At 49.7% G+C, this 15291-nt stretch carries 12 protein-coding genes and 1 tRNA gene; all 13 read left to right on the top strand.

Features of this window, described 5'->3' with window-relative positions:
• Positions 1–223 precede the first annotated feature (223 nt).
• The 13 genes from rpmG to fusA all read left to right on the top strand — a co-directional run bounded on the left by rpmG (position 224) and on the right by fusA (position 15228).
• Positions 224–373, top strand: a complete 150-nt coding sequence (gene rpmG, locus HW443_RS05440) for a 50S ribosomal protein L33 (protein WP_176231058.1) — start codon at positions 224–226, stop codon at positions 371–373.
• Between the two features lie 45 nt (positions 374–418).
• Positions 419–495, top strand: a tRNA-Trp gene (locus tag HW443_RS05435).
• 16 nt (positions 496–511) lie between these two features.
• Positions 512–775, top strand: a complete 264-nt coding sequence (gene secE / locus HW443_RS05430) for a preprotein translocase subunit SecE (RefSeq protein ID WP_176237965.1) — start codon at positions 512–514, stop codon at positions 773–775.
• A 24-nt stretch (positions 776–799) separates the two neighbouring features.
• Positions 800–1324 carry a transcription termination/antitermination protein NusG gene (gene nusG, locus HW443_RS05425; protein WP_176231056.1) on the top strand — a complete coding sequence of 175 codons (525 nt, stop codon included), beginning with the start codon at positions 800–802 and terminating at the stop codon, positions 1322–1324.
• 43 nt (positions 1325–1367) lie between these two features.
• Complete coding sequence (rplK, locus tag HW443_RS05420) at positions 1368–1793, top strand: 50S ribosomal protein L11 (protein WP_176231055.1); 426 nt, start codon at positions 1368–1370, stop codon at positions 1791–1793.
• Positions 1794–1821: 28 nt separating this feature from the next.
• Positions 1822–2535 carry a 50S ribosomal protein L1 gene (gene rplA, locus HW443_RS05415; RefSeq protein ID WP_176231054.1) on the top strand — a complete coding sequence of 238 codons (714 nt, stop codon included), beginning with the start codon at positions 1822–1824 and terminating at the stop codon, positions 2533–2535.
• A 470-nt stretch (positions 2536–3005) separates the two neighbouring features.
• Entirely contained in the window at positions 3006–3533 is a 528-nt protein-coding gene (gene rplJ / locus HW443_RS05410) for a 50S ribosomal protein L10 (protein WP_176231053.1), read from the top strand.
• Between the two features lie 26 nt (positions 3534–3559).
• Positions 3560–3958, top strand: a complete 399-nt coding sequence (gene rplL, locus HW443_RS05405) for a 50S ribosomal protein L7/L12 (RefSeq protein ID WP_219853509.1) — start codon at positions 3560–3562, stop codon at positions 3956–3958.
• A gap of 242 nt (positions 3959–4200) precedes the next feature.
• Positions 4201–7605 carry a DNA-directed RNA polymerase subunit beta gene (gene rpoB, locus HW443_RS05400; protein ID WP_246273195.1) on the top strand — a complete coding sequence of 1135 codons (3405 nt, stop codon included), beginning with the start codon at positions 4201–4203 and terminating at the stop codon, positions 7603–7605.
• A gap of 89 nt (positions 7606–7694) precedes the next feature.
• The gene (locus HW443_RS05395) at positions 7695–11825 is read left to right on the top strand and encodes a DNA-directed RNA polymerase subunit beta' (protein WP_246273197.1); all 4131 of its coding nucleotides are present in this window, start codon (positions 7695–7697) and stop codon (positions 11823–11825) included.
• 73 nt (positions 11826–11898) lie between these two features.
• On the top strand, positions 11899–12270 hold the full coding sequence (gene rpsL, locus HW443_RS05390; RefSeq protein WP_176229802.1) for a 30S ribosomal protein S12: 372 nt from the start codon (positions 11899–11901) through the stop codon (positions 12268–12270).
• A gap of 311 nt (positions 12271–12581) precedes the next feature.
• Positions 12582–13052 (top strand): 30S ribosomal protein S7, encoded by a 471-nt coding sequence (rpsG, locus tag HW443_RS05385; RefSeq protein WP_176235383.1) that lies wholly within the window; start codon positions 12582–12584, stop codon positions 13050–13052.
• Positions 13053–13107: 55 nt separating this feature from the next.
• On the top strand, positions 13108–15228 hold the full coding sequence (gene fusA, locus HW443_RS05380) for an elongation factor G (protein ID WP_275942696.1): 2121 nt from the start codon (positions 13108–13110) through the stop codon (positions 15226–15228).
• The last annotated feature ends 63 nt before the right edge of the window (positions 15229–15291 follow it).

Here is a 15291-nt window from a genome sequence, read left to right as displayed (position 1 = left end):
CCGGGAGGGTGGCCATACCGTGGGAGCAGGTAATGTGATTAAGATATTGGAATAGATGAGTGCCGAAAAATGCGGTACATGGAGCGGATCTATCGCAGGATTCTGAGAGGCACAGGCTGAAAAAGGTAGAAAAGGTTTTCCACGGGGCGAAGCTCAAGTTGACATAAGATCAAATTGGTGATAACTTATCTACTTGCCTTCAGGTTAGGAAGGGAGATTTTTAGTGAGGGTGATAATTGCTCTGGCTTGCACCCAATGCAGGCGGAGAAATTATACAACGACTAAAAACAAGCGCAATGATCCTGATCGGGTAGAACTCAAGAAATACTGTCGATGGTGTAGGCAACATACGCCTCACCGTGAGACCAGGTGATCAGGGTGATGGTACCTTCTATCGAGATTCCTACCCGGAGGATGCAGGGCTGTAGCTCAAGCTGGTAGAGCACCGGTCTCCAAAACCGGCGGTTGGGGGTTCAAGTCCCTCCAGCCCTGCCAAAATAATGAGGTTTTGATGGTCAAAACCCTGAGAAAAGCGAGCAAAAAAGTTCCCAGCAGGGCGCTCTCCAGGACTTTTCCCCAGTTCTTTTCCAAAACGGGGATATTTCTTCGGGAGGTGTCCGCCGAGCTAAAAAAGGTATCCTGGCCGGATCGGGAGACTCTCATATCTTATACTATTGTGGTTCTAATAGCTGTGCTCATTATAGGAGCCTATATCGGGTTAGTTGATTTGATATTTCTCAAGCTGGTTGATCTTCTTACCGGTCTGAGAGGATAGATCTGAAGAGACGGGTGAACAGAATTGCGGGAAAAGTGGTATGTTATCCACTCCTATGCGGGCTATGAAAACAAAGTAAAGCTCAATCTGGAGAAGAGAATATCCTCCATGAACATGGAGGATAAGATCTTCGAGATCTTTATTCCGACAGAGGATAGCATCGAGATCCAGAACGGCAGCAAAGCTGTAGTCCAGAAGAGGATCTTCCCTGGCTATGTGCTGGTTAAGATGATATTGGATGATGACTCCTGGTATGTGGTGAGAAACACTCCGGGAGTGACGGGATTTGTGGGCTCTGGAGCTAAGCCGACCCCTCTTTCAGTCAAGGAAATGGAAAAAATTATCCGTAGGAGTACCCTGGAAAAGCCCAAGCCCACTACTGACTTTGAGGTTGGTCAGGCAGTGAAGGTGGTATCTGGGCCCCTTGCCAACTTTGACGCAATGATCAGCGAAATTAACCTTGACCGGGGCAAGCTCAAGGTGTTAGTATCCATATTTGGCCGACAGACACCTGTGGAGCTCAGCTTCAGCCAGGTGTCTAAGATATAGAATTGTTGATCCAAACTAATGTGAGCACATGAGGTGGGCCAAAATGGCCAAAGCGGTAGCAGCAATCATAAAACTTCAGATACCAGCAGGGCAGGCCAATCCAGCTCCGCCAGTAGGGCCAGCTCTGGGCCAGCATGGAGTAAACATAATGGAATTTTGTAAGGCCTTTAACCAGAGGACAGCAGGAGGACCGGACATGATAACTCCGGTGGAGATAACTGTATATAAAGACAGGTCCTTTACCTTTGTGACCAAAACTCCTCCGGCAGCAGAGCTTTTGAAAAAGGCCTGTAACGTGGAAAAGGGCTCCGGCGAACCCCATAAGAGCATGGTTGCGGAGATAAAGAGGGCCAAAGTAAGAGAAATAGCAGAGATGAAGATGCCGGATCTCAACGCCAAGGATCTTGACGGCGCTCTTAAAATAATAGAAGGCACCGCCAGGAGCATGGGGATCAAGGTGGTTGAGTGACCCCCAGTTCTGTGAAGAAGGGATTTAGTTGAAGCTAAGCAAAAGATATCGGACGGCTATCGATGGAGTAAAGCGAGATGAGCTCCTTTCTCCTGCCCGAGCCATCAAGCTGGTCAAAGAGAAGGCTACAGCTAGATTTGACGAGACGGTGGAAGTAGCTATCCGGCTGGGTGTGGATCCACGGAAAGCCGATCAGCAGGTCAGGGGTACGGTGATCCTGCCTCATGGAACCGGGAAGACTCCCCGAGTTGTGGTCTTTGCCCAGGGAGAAAAGGCCAGAGAGGCTCTTCAAGCCGGAGCAGATGTGGTAGGTGACGAAGATCTGGTTCAGAAGATAGAACAGGGGTGGCTGGAATTTGATGTAGCTATTGCCACTCCAGACATGATGAGGATTGTGGGCAAGCTGGGTAAGATCCTGGGGCCAAGGGCCTTGATGCCTAATCCCAAGGCGGGTACAGTAACCTTTGACGTAGGCAAGGCCGTAACTGACGCCAAATCTGGAAAGATCGAATTTCGAGTAGATAAATATGGCATCATTCATCTACCTATAGGCAAGGCTTCTTTTGCGCCCGAGCAACTGGTGGAAAACTACGCTACCCTTTTGGATGCTGTGGTGAGGGCCAAGCCTGCGGCTGCCCGGGGCAGGTATCTAAAGAGCATCGTGGTTTGCTCTACTATGGGACCTGGTTTTAAGGTAAATACTTCCCAGACCAGAGACCTTCTGGAAGAGGAGGCCGTCTGACATAGCATTCTGACCCTTGACACTCCCCAGCACTAAAGTGCGGGGATTCTCAGTTAGCTGAGCAACACAGGTGCCAGTTGAATCTGACGCCTGAGGCGGGTGCCATAACCGCTACTACAGGGATTTCTCCCTGATACTTTTGAGTCTAGAGAATCGATATCAGTTCGCCAGACCTACCCACAACGTTTTACATTGCGCGGGATTGTGGCAATAACCTCATACGTTGTCAAAGTGCTACAAGGATGACAGCGCATTGGGAGCAAAAAACCAGGGGCCATTGATCGCCAGCAATAAATTGCGGGGCTTTCTGGGCCTGATTTTGTAAATACTTCCATATGGCCGTAGATTGCCGGTGCTATTGCTTAAAGACCTGCCAGGTCGCCAGCATAGGCATATTTACGATTCCTTTGTCCGTTGTCTGCGGCGCAAAGGAATTTTGTTTCAGGAACCAGAGTACAACAGGGGGAACCATGTTAAAGGATAAGAAACTCCAGTTAGTCCAGGATCTGGAGGCGAAGTTCAATAATTGCCAGTCCGCCGTCTTTGCTGAGTATCGAGGTATTTCGGTGAAAGAAGTGGATGGTCTACGTCGGGAGCTGCAGAAAAATAGTATCGACTTCAAGGTTGTGAAAAATACTCTGGCCAAAATAGCTTTGGACCGCTGCCAAATAGAGAGAGCGGATCAGTTGCTCGTCGGGCCTACGGGCATTGCCTTTGGATATAATGATCCAGTGCTGGTAGCCAAAGTTATCAGCAACTATGCTAATTCCAGCCAGTTTCTGAAGATAAAGGGCGCTATCTTTGGAAAGAGAATTATAGATACGGATCAGGTGAAGGTACTGGCCAGATTGCCGGGTCAAGAGGAGCTTCTGGCCAGGGTGGTCTTTACTTTAAACATGCCTCTGGTCCGATTGGTCAATGCTCTGACCTGGCCCATGAGGTCATTGGTTTACACTTTAAAAGCCATAGAAGGCAAGAAGGATGGTTTGAGTTCGTAGACTGAGTAGAGCAGGAGGTGAACATAATGGCTAAAAAAGAGTTGAAGGTTGATGATCTGGTTGCTGCCATAGAGGGTCTTAACGTTCTGGAGTTATCCGAACTGGTGAAAGCCCTGGAAGATAAATTTGGGGTTTCCTCAATGGCGCCGGCAACCACAATGCCTGTTGCTACTACAGTTGCTCAGGAGGTAGCTCCGGCCGAGGAGGAAGAACAAACTGAATTCGATGTGATCCTCTCAGCCGTAGGAGACAAGAAGATCCAGGTGATCAAGGTAGTCAGGGCGCTGACCGGATTGGGTCTCAAGGAGGCCAAAGATCTTGTTGATGGGGCTCCCAGCAAGGTCAAGGAGAAAGCGCTGAAAGAAGAAGCTGAGGAAGCCAGGCGTCAACTGGAAGAAGCAGGAGCTACAGCAGAGTTGAAGTAAATATTTAAAACTACCTTTGTAATACCGTTGACAATTTGAGAATCCTTTGATATAATTAAAGTTTGCACATTACCAAAAGAGGGTTCTCAAATTGTCTTTTTCGGGGAACAACTCTACCATAGGTCAAGATACAATTTAAGTCAAGGGCTTCTTGGAGATTCCTGGGATTATATTTAACTTGGTTCGTGGGTGACGAAGCCATCACGAGGAATTAGATCGTATATTTATGAGGAGTTGATATTGTGACCCGCCCAGCCCATTTATGGAAGAAGAAAAGACTCAGTTTTGCTAAAACCCCCGAAGTTCTTGACGTTCCTGACTTGCTGGAAATTCAGCGAGGCTCCTTCCAATGGCTTCTGAAAGATGGGTTAGCCGAGACCTTCAAAGAAATTTCTCCCATAGAGGACTTTTCCCGTAAATTTGCCCTGGAATTTGGAGCTCACGACTTCGGAGAGATAAAGTTTTCTGTGGATGAGTGTAAAGAGCGAGATATGACCTACTCGGCTCCTCTTTTTGTCCAGGTTCGGTTAATAAACAAAGAGACGGGAGAGATTAAGGAACAACAGGTCTTCATGGGGGATTTTCCCATGATGACCGATAAAGGCACCTTCACTGTCAATGGAACGGAAAGGGTGGTAGTCTCCCAACTGGTAAGGTCTCCGGGTGTCTACTATGACCGGGAGATGGATAAACTCACCGACAAGCAGCTTTTCTACGGAAAAGTAATACCCAATCGGGGAGCCTGGCTCGAGCTGGAAATCGACAAGAAGGATGTTGTCTCTATCAGAATTGACAGAAAAAGGAAGCTTTTGGTCACCACCTTTCTAAAGGCTATGGGCTACGAGAGCTCTCAGCAAATTCTTGATCTCTTTGGCGGAGCCGAATGTATCAGGAAGACCCTGGAGAGAGACAATATCGGGACCAGGGATGATGCCCTTATCGAGATATATATGAAAATCAGGCCCGGCGAGCCACCCACTCTGGAAAATGCTAAAGGTCTCCTCGACTCCCTATTCTTTAATTCCCGAAGATACGACCTGGGCAAGGTGGGAAGATACAAGCTAAACAAGAAGTTGGGTCTGGACCTTCCTTTGGATAGGACCGTCCTGACCCAGGAAGATATTATTGCCATTATTCAGTATCTGGTCCACCTGCACCAGGGAATTGGAGAGACAGATGACATTGACCATTTTGGCAATCGCCGGGTCAGGACCGTAGGAGAGCTGATTCAAAATCAGGTCAGAATTGGACTGTCCAGAATGGAGCGAGTGGTAAGAGAGAGAATGACTACTTTGGATCCCGATATCATCACGCCTCAGACTCTTGTTAACACCCGCCCTGTGGTAGCTGCTCTAAAGGAGTTCTTTGGCTCCAGCCAGCTTTCTCAATTCATGGATCAGACTAATCCCCTGTCGGGGCTTACCCATAAGAGACGACTTTCTGCTCTCGGTCCCGGGGGACTGTCCAGAGAAAGAGCGGGCTTTGAGGTTAGGGATGTTAATCCCTCTCATTATGGAAGGATGTGCCCCATTGAGACTCCTGAGGGCCCCAACATAGGGCTGATTGGGTCTTTGGCCACCTATGCCAGAGTCAACCAGTTTGGTTTTATCGAGACTCCCTACCGGAGGGTGGATAACGGGATTGTAACTGATGAAATAGTGTATCTGGCGGCTGATGAGGAGGATGAATACATCATCGCTCAGGCTAATGCTCCTTTCGACGAGAAGGGTCGTCTTATAGGAGATAAGGTTCTGGCCAGGTCGCGGCAAGAAGTGGTGACCGTCGATCCCTTCAAGGTGGACTTTATGGACATATCCCCAAAACAGATTGTCAGTGTAGCCACCTCCCTTATACCCTTTCTGGAACACGATGATGCCAATAGAGCTCTAATGGGCTCCAATATGCAGAGGCAGGCCGTTCCCCTGGTGCGTCCAGAAGCTCCTCTGATCGGAACGGGAATGGAATTCCGGGCCGCAGTAGACTCGGGGGAGGTGATTGTGGCCGAAGACGATGGGGTCATCAAAAAGGTCAGTGCCCAGGAGATAGAAGTCGAATATTCCAAGAGAGGCCTGGTTAAGCACAGACTTCATAAGTTCGAGAGATCCAACCAGGGTACCTGCATCAATCAGAGACCCATTGTTTCTGCAGGAGAGAAAATAGAGATGGGCCAGGTTTTGGCTGATGGGCCTTGTACAGATGGAGGAGAGCTTGCTTTGGGCCGCAACCTTCTGGTTGCTTTCATGCCCTGGGAAGGATTTAACTTTGAAGACGCCATAATCATCAGTGAGAGATTGGTCAAAGAGGATATTCTGACTTCCATTCACATTGAGAAACATGAGGTGGAAGCAAGGGCGACCAAGCTGGGCGATGAGGAAATAACCAGGGATATTCTCAATGTTAGCGAGGATCTCCTCAAAGATCTGGACGAGAGAGGCATTATCAGGATAGGAGCTGAAGTCCAGCCTGGAGATATCCTGGTGGGGAAAGTCACTCCCAAGGGAGAGACCGAGCTGACGGCGGAGGAGAGATTGCTTCGAGCTATCTTTGGGGAGAAGGCCAGAGAGGTGAGAGATACTTCTCTTAAGGTACCCCACGGAGAGACGGGAAAGGTTATTGACGTCAAGCTATTCTCCCGGGAAGAAGGGCATGAGCTTGCTCCCGGTGTTAACCAGTTGGTCAGGATCTATATAGCTCAGAAACGAAAGATCAGAGAAGGAGACAAGCTGGCGGGGAATCATGGAAATAAAGGGGTTATTTCCAAAATCCTTCCTGAGGAGGATATGCCCTACCTGGAGGATGGAACATCAGTAGATATTATCCTCAACCCCCTGGGAGTACCTTCGCGAATGAATATTGGGCAAATTTTGGAAACTCACCTGGGATGGGCGGCCAAAGTAGGATGGGACAGGGATGACGTTCCTAGAAATGGTGACGGCTGTGTATATATAGCCTCGCCTGTCTTTGATGGAGCCACGGAAGAGGAGGTTCGCCAGGCTCTGGTAAGGGCGGGATTGCCTGATACAGGTAAGGCTTATCTATATGACGGAAGGACGGGCGATAAGTTCGATCATAAGATCACCGTAGGGTATATCTATATGATGAAACTGTTGCACCTGGTAGATGACAAGATCCATGCTCGCTCTACCGGGCCTTATTCCCTCATCACCCAACAGCCCTTGGGAGGCAAGGCCCAGTTTGGAGGTCAGAGGTTTGGGGAAATGGAAGTCTGGGCTCTGGAAGCTTATGGCGCCGCCTCCACTCTTCAGGAGATGTTAACCATAAAGTCTGACGATGTCTTTGGTCGAGTTAAAGCCTACGAGGCCATCGTCAAAGGCGAGAATATCGAGAAGCCTGGCATACCTGAGTCCTTTAAAGTTCTGGTAAAGGAGATGCAAAGCCTGGCCCTGAACATCGAGGTTCTGGATGAAAATGGTAATATTATTGACATAAAGACTGATGAAGATGAGCTCATGCGCTCTGTCGAGGATTTCGGCTTTAGCTTTGGCCGGGGAGGAGTCCTGGACAGAGAGGAACTGCTAACTCGGGAAGAAGACGAAGAGGAAGGAGAGGAAGGAGAGGAAGGAGAGGAAGGAGAGGAAGGAGAGGAGTCCGAAGCTGTGGTAGAGATACGGGAGGAATCCTTGTAGCAAGGGGCAAATGGAGGAGCACCTGGCACCAACTGTCTGGGATGCAGACGTTATAAGAATAGTAAGAGAAAATTTTGGGGGTTACTAAGGTGATAGATGTTGATAACTTTAATGCTATCCGCATAGGTATAGCCTCGCCGGAGCAGATCCGCTCCTGGTCTAACGGGGAGGTCAAAAAGCCAGAGACCATAAACTATCGGACCCTGAAGCCGGAAAAGGATGGCCTTTTCTGTGAAAAAATATTCGGTCCTACCAAAGACTGGGAGTGTTACTGCGGAAAGTATAAGAGAGTCCGGTTCAAAGGGATCATCTGTGAGAGATGTGGAGTAGAAGTCACTCGCTCCCGAGTCAGAAGGGAGAAAATGGGGCATATTGAGCTGGCTGCTCCCGTGGCTCACATATGGTTCGTGAAAGGCGTGCCCTCCAGGATGGGTTATCTTCTGGACATCTCGCCTAAGGATTTGGAGAAGGTTCTTTACTTTGCCGCCTATATCATAACTGAGCTGGATGGAGAGAAAAGAGCTCAGGATGCTCTTAAACTTGAGCGAGAGCACCAGGAATATCTGGCTAATATCCAGAGGGCTCATGAGGACAGAATCAGGGAGATTATAGAAGAGAGAGATAGAAGGATCGAGGCTCTCAAGGAGGAAAGAGTCTCTGGGTCCGACGGAGGAGAGGATGAGGTCTCTCCGGGAAACTCCTCTCTGGAACCGGAGATCGCTCAGATTATGAAAGAGGCCGAGAAGGAGATTGCCGAGGAGAAAGAGTATGTGGAGGAACTACTCTACTACGCCAGGCATGCCTACGACACTTTTCAGAGGCTAAAAGTAAAGGATCTTATCTCCGATGAGCGTCTCTTTAAGGAGATGAAAGAGCGCTTCGGTAACTATTTCGACGGAGGTATAGGAGCAGAGGCAATTAAGAAACTTCTGTCCCAGATGGATTGCCCGGCCGAATCGCAGAGGCTGCGCAAGATCATCCGGGAGTCCACCGGGCAGAAGCGTAGCCGGGCCATAAAGAGACTCAAGGTGGTTTCTGCCTTTAACCACTCCACCAACAATCCCCAAAATATGATCCTGGAAGTCATACCGGTCATCCCTCCTGACCTGCGCCCCATGGTTCAACTGGATGGGGGCAGGTTTGCCACCTCCGACTTGAACGATCTCTACCGCAGGGTTATCAACAGGAATAACAGATTAAAGAGACTCCTGGATCTGGGAGCGCCTGAGATCATTGTCAACAACGAAAAAAGAATGCTCCAGGAGGCTGTAGACGCTCTCTTTGACAACGGTAGGAGGGGTAAAGCGGTTGTTGGGGCGGGCAATCGTCCGCTCAAGTCTCTATCGGACATGCTGAAGGGGAAGCAGGGAAGATTTCGTCAAAACCTTCTGGGTAAGAGGGTTGATTACTCTGGACGTTCGGTTATCATTGTTGGGCCTAATCTGAAACTTTATCAATGTGGCCTGCCCAAGCTGATGGCTTTAGAGCTGTACAAGCCCTTTGTGATGAAAAGACTGGTAGATCTGGACTATGTTCAGAACATAAAGAGCGCCAAGAGGATGGTCGAAAGAATGAGATCCATTGTCTGGGATGTTCTGGAGGAGGTTATAGAGGATCATCCTGTCCTTCTGAACCGGGCCCCTACCCTCCATCGGCTGGGCATTCAGGCTTTCATGCCCGTTCTGATCGAGGGCAAGGCTATTCAGATCCATCCTCTGGTCTGTGGGGCCTTCAATGCCGATTTTGACGGAGACCAGATGGCTGTTCATGTGCCCCTCTCGGCAGAGGCGCAGGCTGAGGCCAAAGTGCTCATGCTGTCTATGAACAATGTGTTGTCACCGGCAAATGGCAACCCCATCATGACTTCTTCTCAGGACATGGTCCTGGGTTGCTACTATATGACCGTAGAGAAGGAACAGGAGTTGGGGGAGGGCAAGTTTTTCTCCAGTCCCGATGAGACCATCATGGCCTACTCCTTCGGCAGACTGGCTCTACATGCTCCTATCAACGTCCGGCTCAAGGGCAAAATGAGACGGACTACCGTGGGCAGAATTATCTTCAATGAGACCCTTCCTCAGGATTATGAATACGTGAATACCCCGGTGAGCAAAAAGGAGCTGGTAACTATTCTGGCAGAGTGTGCGGAGAGATATCCTATATCGGTAGTAACAGAGGTCATGGATAGGATAAAGGAAATAGGCTTTCGCTTTGCTACCAGGGCTGGGTTGACCATCGGTATGGATGACATTGTTGTGCCACCAGCCAAAGATAAAATTCTGGAGAATACAGAGAAGTTGGTAGAGAAGATTGAAAAGGCCTATCAGTTGGGCCGGATTACGGACGATGAACGTTACCAGAGGGTGGTGCAGATCTGGTCCAAGGCTACAGAGGACGTGGCTGATGCTATGGAGGCCTACTTTGATAAATTCAATCCCATATACATGATGGCTAACTCGGGAGCCCGAGGTAATGTCAAGCAGCTCCGCCAGATTTCCGGCATGAGAGGGCTGGTGGCCAATGCTCGGGGCGACATAATCGACCGACCCATCAAGGCCAATTTCCGAGAAGGTCTGTCTGTTCTGGAATACTTCCTCTCTACTCACGGGGCCAGGCAGGGGCTGGCCGATACCGCTCTCAGAACAGCCGATTCCGGATATCTTACCCGACGCCTGGTCGATGTGGCTCAGGAAGTCATTGTCAGACAGGAAGATTGTGGTACGGACGTGGGCATCAGGATATCTGTGCTGACCGCGGAAGGAGACCCCAATTCCAGCCTGCCAGGCAGGCTAACCATCGAACCGGTCGTTAATAGCTTCACCGGGGAGATCCTAATTAATAAGGGTGAGATGATAGAGAACAGACATCTTAATTTTCTAGTTGTGGCTGGAGTGGGTAATGTTCACGTAAGGTCCCCTCTGGCCTGTGAAGCCATGTACGGTGTATGCCAGAAGTGCTATGGCAAAAGCCTGGCTACGGGCGCACTGGTCAGTATCGGAGAGGCGGTGGGCATCATAGCTGCCCAGTCCATCGGTGAGCCAGGAACTCAGCTTACCATGAGGACCTTCCATACCGGTGGGGTGGCCAGCACCATGATCCAGAGGCCGATCAAGGCTCCGGTCTCCGGAGAGCTGGTCATCTCCGATGAGGAGCTCAAAAAGTTAGGTTTGAAGAAATCGGATATAGGCGTAGATGAGGAAAAGGGGGAGCAGTTCATCTCCTGCGATATCGAGAACCTGATTGAGAAGGTAGCTCTTCAGGTCAGGATGAAAGATGGTAAGATCTTTAAAGTTCCGGTTCCCAAGGGCGAAAGGCTCCTTCTGATCAGAAAAAGAAAGGTAGAAGCTGGAGAGATCATAGCCAGGGTAGTGCAGACAGCCAAGAGAAAAAAGCACGCCCACAAACACGAGAAGACCTTTGAGATGATGGACATCACCAGCGGTCTGCCCAGGGTAGTTGAGCTATTCGAGGCCAGAAAACCCAAGGGCCAGGCCCTTATCTCCGAGATAAGCGGGGTAGTGGAGATCGCGGAGACGGACAGAGTGAAGAAAGTAATAGTGATAGGTGGTCCCAATAAGCAGAAGACCTATCAGGTGCCTAAGAGAGCTCGATTTAGAGTCCTGGATGGGGAAAGTATCAGCGCTGGAGATCAGATTACAGAGGGAGCCAAAGATCCCCATGACATCCTGCGTATAAATGGCGTCCAGCCAGCCCAACAGTATCTGGTCCAGGAAGTTCAGGCTGTCTACAAGTCCCAGGGGGTGGACATTCACGATAAGCACATAGAGATAATTGTCCGTCAGATGTTTAAGAAAGTAACCGTTATGGAGCCTGGCGACACGGACTTCTTGCCTGGACAGTTGGTGGATAGGCAGCTCTTTCAGAAAGAAAACGAGAGAATTATGGCCGAGGGTGGCGAACCTGCTAAAGCCCGCCAGACTCTTTTGGGTATAACTAAGGCCTCTCTGGCTACTGACAGCTTCCTTTCCGCTGCCTCTTTCCAGGAAACCACCAGAGTTCTCACCGATGCATCTATTGAGAATAAGCTAGATCAGCTTCTGGGTCTCAAGGAAAATGTTATCATCGGTAAGTCTATTCCGGCAGGCACAGGTATGGGTAGATACAGGAGAATAGAGCTAGTCTTTCCCGATAAGGAGAAAGAGGAGATGGTGGAAGAGAAACAAGCTGCCGTGGGCTCTCTTCAAAACCCCGGGGGGGCTTGACATTGGAAAAGGATCGTGCTAATCTTGCACGGTTGTGCCAGCCGGATAGTTAGCAGTTTGCGACAGGAGCAGTATGTCAACTATTAATCAACTTATAAGGAAGGGCCGGGAGAAAGTTCAGAGAAAGGCCAAGACGCCGGCCTTAAGAGGCAATCCTCAGAAGAGAGGGGTATGTGTCAGAGTTTACACTACTACCCCTAAGAAACCGAATTCGGCTCTTCGGAAAGTATGTCGGGTCCGCTTGACTCATGGAACCGAGATCACTGCCTATATACCGGGAGAAGGACATAACCTTCAGGAGCATTCCATAGTTCTGGTACGAGGAGGAAGGGTTAAGGATTTGCCTGGAGTACGCTATAAGGTTATCCGGGCCGCCCTGGACGCGGCTGGTGTGGCTAACAGGAAAAAGAGCCGCTCGAAGTACGGAGCCAAGAAAGGCAAGTAAGTCCGGCTACCAGCGAAGCGCTGTTGCGCCTGGTGACTCCGAGCGTTTTCAAGCAGAGGGCTAACTTTTGAAACCTAATATCGACTCATTTCTCACAGTCTCTCTGCATTTTGGGCATAATTTGCGGTATGAAAGTTACCGGGAGTTCCCCGGGAAGTCACGCCTGGCGAGAAAGTGTAAGACCTGGTTCCAGGCTCCTCTCGCCGAAGCAGGAACCGAACATCAATCTACCCCGGTGTAGATTTGTATACGTTTCGGTGAACGGACACGTTATTTAATTATTTAGAAAGAGAGGGTTTGAGGGAAGGAATATGTCCAGAAAAGGTCCAGCGCCGCTAAGGGATGTGCCTCCTGATCCCCAGTACAAGGATGTCCTGGTGACCCACTTAACAAATAAGGTGTTGATGAGGGGCAAAAAGGGCAGAGCCTATAAAATAGTTTACAGCGCCTTTGACATAATTGCCAGGAAGACCGGCCAGGATCCTGCGGTGGTCTTTAAAAAAGCTCTGGACAACGTAAGACCGGTCCTGGAGGTCAGATCGAGGAGAGTAGGAGGAGCGACCTATCAGATACCCATGGAGGTCTCCGAGAGAAGGGCTAACTCCCTGGCCTTTAGATGGATAGTAAGCTTTGCCAGGCGCAGGCGAGAAAAGACCATGCAAGAGAGACTGGCTAACGAGCTGATAGATGCTTCCAAGGGTACCGGGCCCTCCATCAAGAAGAAAGAGGATGTTCATAAGATGGCCGAGGCCAACAGAGCCTTCGCTCACTACAGATGGTGAAAGAGTTTCAGAAATCTGAACCAAGAGAGGGTTGAATAGTCAAAAAGCAACAGGTATGGCACGAGCAACGGATGCATTAGCCAGAAAATTGGATATGGAAGAAGAAAGATTTCCTCTGGAAAATACGAGAAATATAGGCATTATGGCCCACATCGACGCCGGGAAGACGACGACCACGGAGAGAATCCTGTACTACACCGGGCGTATCCATAGGATGGGAGAAGTCGATGATGGGGCTGCGGTGATGGACTGGATGATCCAGGAGCAGGAGAGGGGCATTACCATAACTTCTGCTGCCACAACTTGCTACTGGAAGGATTATCGCATAAATATTATAGATACGCCCGGCCACGTGGACTTTACGGTGGAGGTGGAGAGGTCCCTTCGAGTATTGGATGGTTCAGTAGCTATTTTTTGCTCCGTGGGAGGTGTGGAGCCCCAATCAGAGACGGTGTGGCGACAGGCGGACAAGTACAAAATCCCCCGTATTGCCTACGTGAACAAGATGGATCGAATTGGGGCTGACTTTTTCTTTGTCCTGGGCATGATGAAGGATCGCCTGAAGGTCAATGCTGTGCCCATCCAGCTTCCTATAGGGGTAGAGGATGGTTTCAAGGGAGTCATCGATTTGGTAAGCATGAAGGCCATAGTCTATCTGGATGAGCTGGGCACCAGGTGGGAAGAAGTTACTATCCCTGAGGAATATGTGGATCAGGCAACCAGATACCGGGAGCGCTTACTGGATTCAATTTCCAATTTTAATGACCATATTTTGGAAAAACACATTGAGGGTAAGGAGATAGAAACGGATGAGCTGAAGGAAGCCATCAGGGAAGCTACCCTGAAGGTTCAGATTACCCCGGTTCTCTGTGGATCTTCCTTTAAGAACAAAGGGATTCAGCCTCTCCTGGATGCCATTACGGATTATCTTCCCTCCCCAGAGGATGTGCTCAGCATCAGGGGAATTAATCCCCGTACCGGAAAAGAGGAAGTCAGGAACCCTTCCGACTGGGAACCCTTCTGTGCCCTGGCTTTCAAGGTAGTGTCCGATCCCTTTGTGGGTAAGCTTACCTACTTCAGAGTCTACTCTGGTGTGCTTAGAGCAGGGTCCTATGTCCTGAACTCCAACATCAACGAAAGAGAGAGGATCGGCAGGATCCTCCAGATGCACGCCAACCACCGGGAGGATAGAGAAACTGCCTATGCTGGTGACATTGTGGCTGCTGTTGGTCTGAAAAGGACATCTACTGGCCACACTATCTGTGATTCCTCTCATCCGGTCATGTTGGAATCCATGAGGTTTCCTGAGCCCGTGATTTCGGTGGCCATAGAACCCCGGACCAAGGCCGACCAGGATAAGTTGCTCCAGGCTTTGGGCAAGATTACGGAGGAGGATCCTACTTTCAGGGTCAAGACCGATGAGGAAACCGGGCAGACCATTATATCCGGGATGGGCGAGCTACATCTGGAAATCATAGTAGACAGGCTCCTGAGAGAGTTCAAGGTAGATGCCAAAGTGGGGCGGCCTCAGGTTGCTTACAGAGAGACTATCACCAAATCGGGGCAGTTTGAGGGACGCTTCGTCAGGCAGACCGGCGGCAGGGGGCAATATGGACACGTAGTCATTGTTATGGAGCCCAAGGAAAGAAATGGCGGGTTTGAATTTGTGGATAGGATAACGGAGGGGAAAATTCCTAAAGAATTCATACCCGCAGTAGAGCAGGGAATTCGGGAGGCTCTGGAGAGTGGCCAATATGCTGGTTACCCGGTGGTAGATGTCAAGGTCTCCCTGGTAGATGGTTCCTATCACGAAGTTGATTCCTCAGAGATAGCCTTTAAGATCGCGGCCTCCAAGGCCTTTAAGGAAGGGCTTTTGAAATGCCATCCTATCCTTCTGGAGCCCATTATGGAGGTGGAAGTAGTGGTGCCCAATGAGTATCTGGGAGATGTGATTGGCAATCTGAATTCCCGACGAGGAAGGATCGAAAGTATTGAGCCCAGAGCAGGAGCTCAAGTAGTGAATGCTCAGGTCTCTCTGGCGGAGATGTTTGGATATGCTACCGATCTGAGGTCTTTGACCCAGGGTAGAGCGACCTACACTATGCAATTTGACTGTTACCGGGAACTTCCCACCAATCTGGTTCAGGAGCTGGTAGCCAGATATCGGGGAGGATAATTTTATTCAGGAGGAACCCATGGCCAAACAGAAATTTCAGAGAATCAAACCCCACATGAACAT

The sequence above is a fragment of the Candidatus Hakubella thermalkaliphila genome, from assembly GCF_013281975.1.
Classification (GTDB): Bacteria; Actinomycetota; Humimicrobiia; order Hakubellales; family Hakubellaceae; genus Hakubella; species Hakubella thermalkaliphila.
Note: the sequence above shows the minus strand (reverse complement) of the source record. Positions and strands in the feature narration are given on the sequence as shown.

Bases quoted from the DNA above. Each gene is read 5' to 3' on its own strand.
- secE (WP_176237965.1), top strand. From the start codon at position 512: ATGGTCAAAACCCTGAGAAAAGCGAGCAAAAAAGTTCCCAGCAGGGCG.
- rplK (WP_176231055.1), top strand. From the start codon at position 1,368: ATGGCCAAAGCGGTAGCAGCAATCATAAAACTTCAGATACCAGCAGGG.
- rplJ (WP_176231053.1), top strand. From the start codon at position 3,006: ATGTTAAAGGATAAGAAACTCCAGTTAGTCCAGGATCTGGAGGCGAAG.
- rplL (WP_219853509.1), top strand. From the start codon at position 3,560: ATGGCTAAAAAAGAGTTGAAGGTTGATGATCTGGTTGCTGCCATAGAG.
- rpsL (WP_176229802.1), top strand. From the start codon at position 11,899: ATGTCAACTATTAATCAACTTATAAGGAAGGGCCGGGAGAAAGTTCAG.
- rpsG (WP_176235383.1), top strand. From the start codon at position 12,582: ATGTCCAGAAAAGGTCCAGCGCCGCTAAGGGATGTGCCTCCTGATCCC.
- fusA (WP_275942696.1), top strand. From the start codon at position 13,108: ATGGCACGAGCAACGGATGCATTAGCCAGAAAATTGGATATGGAAGAA.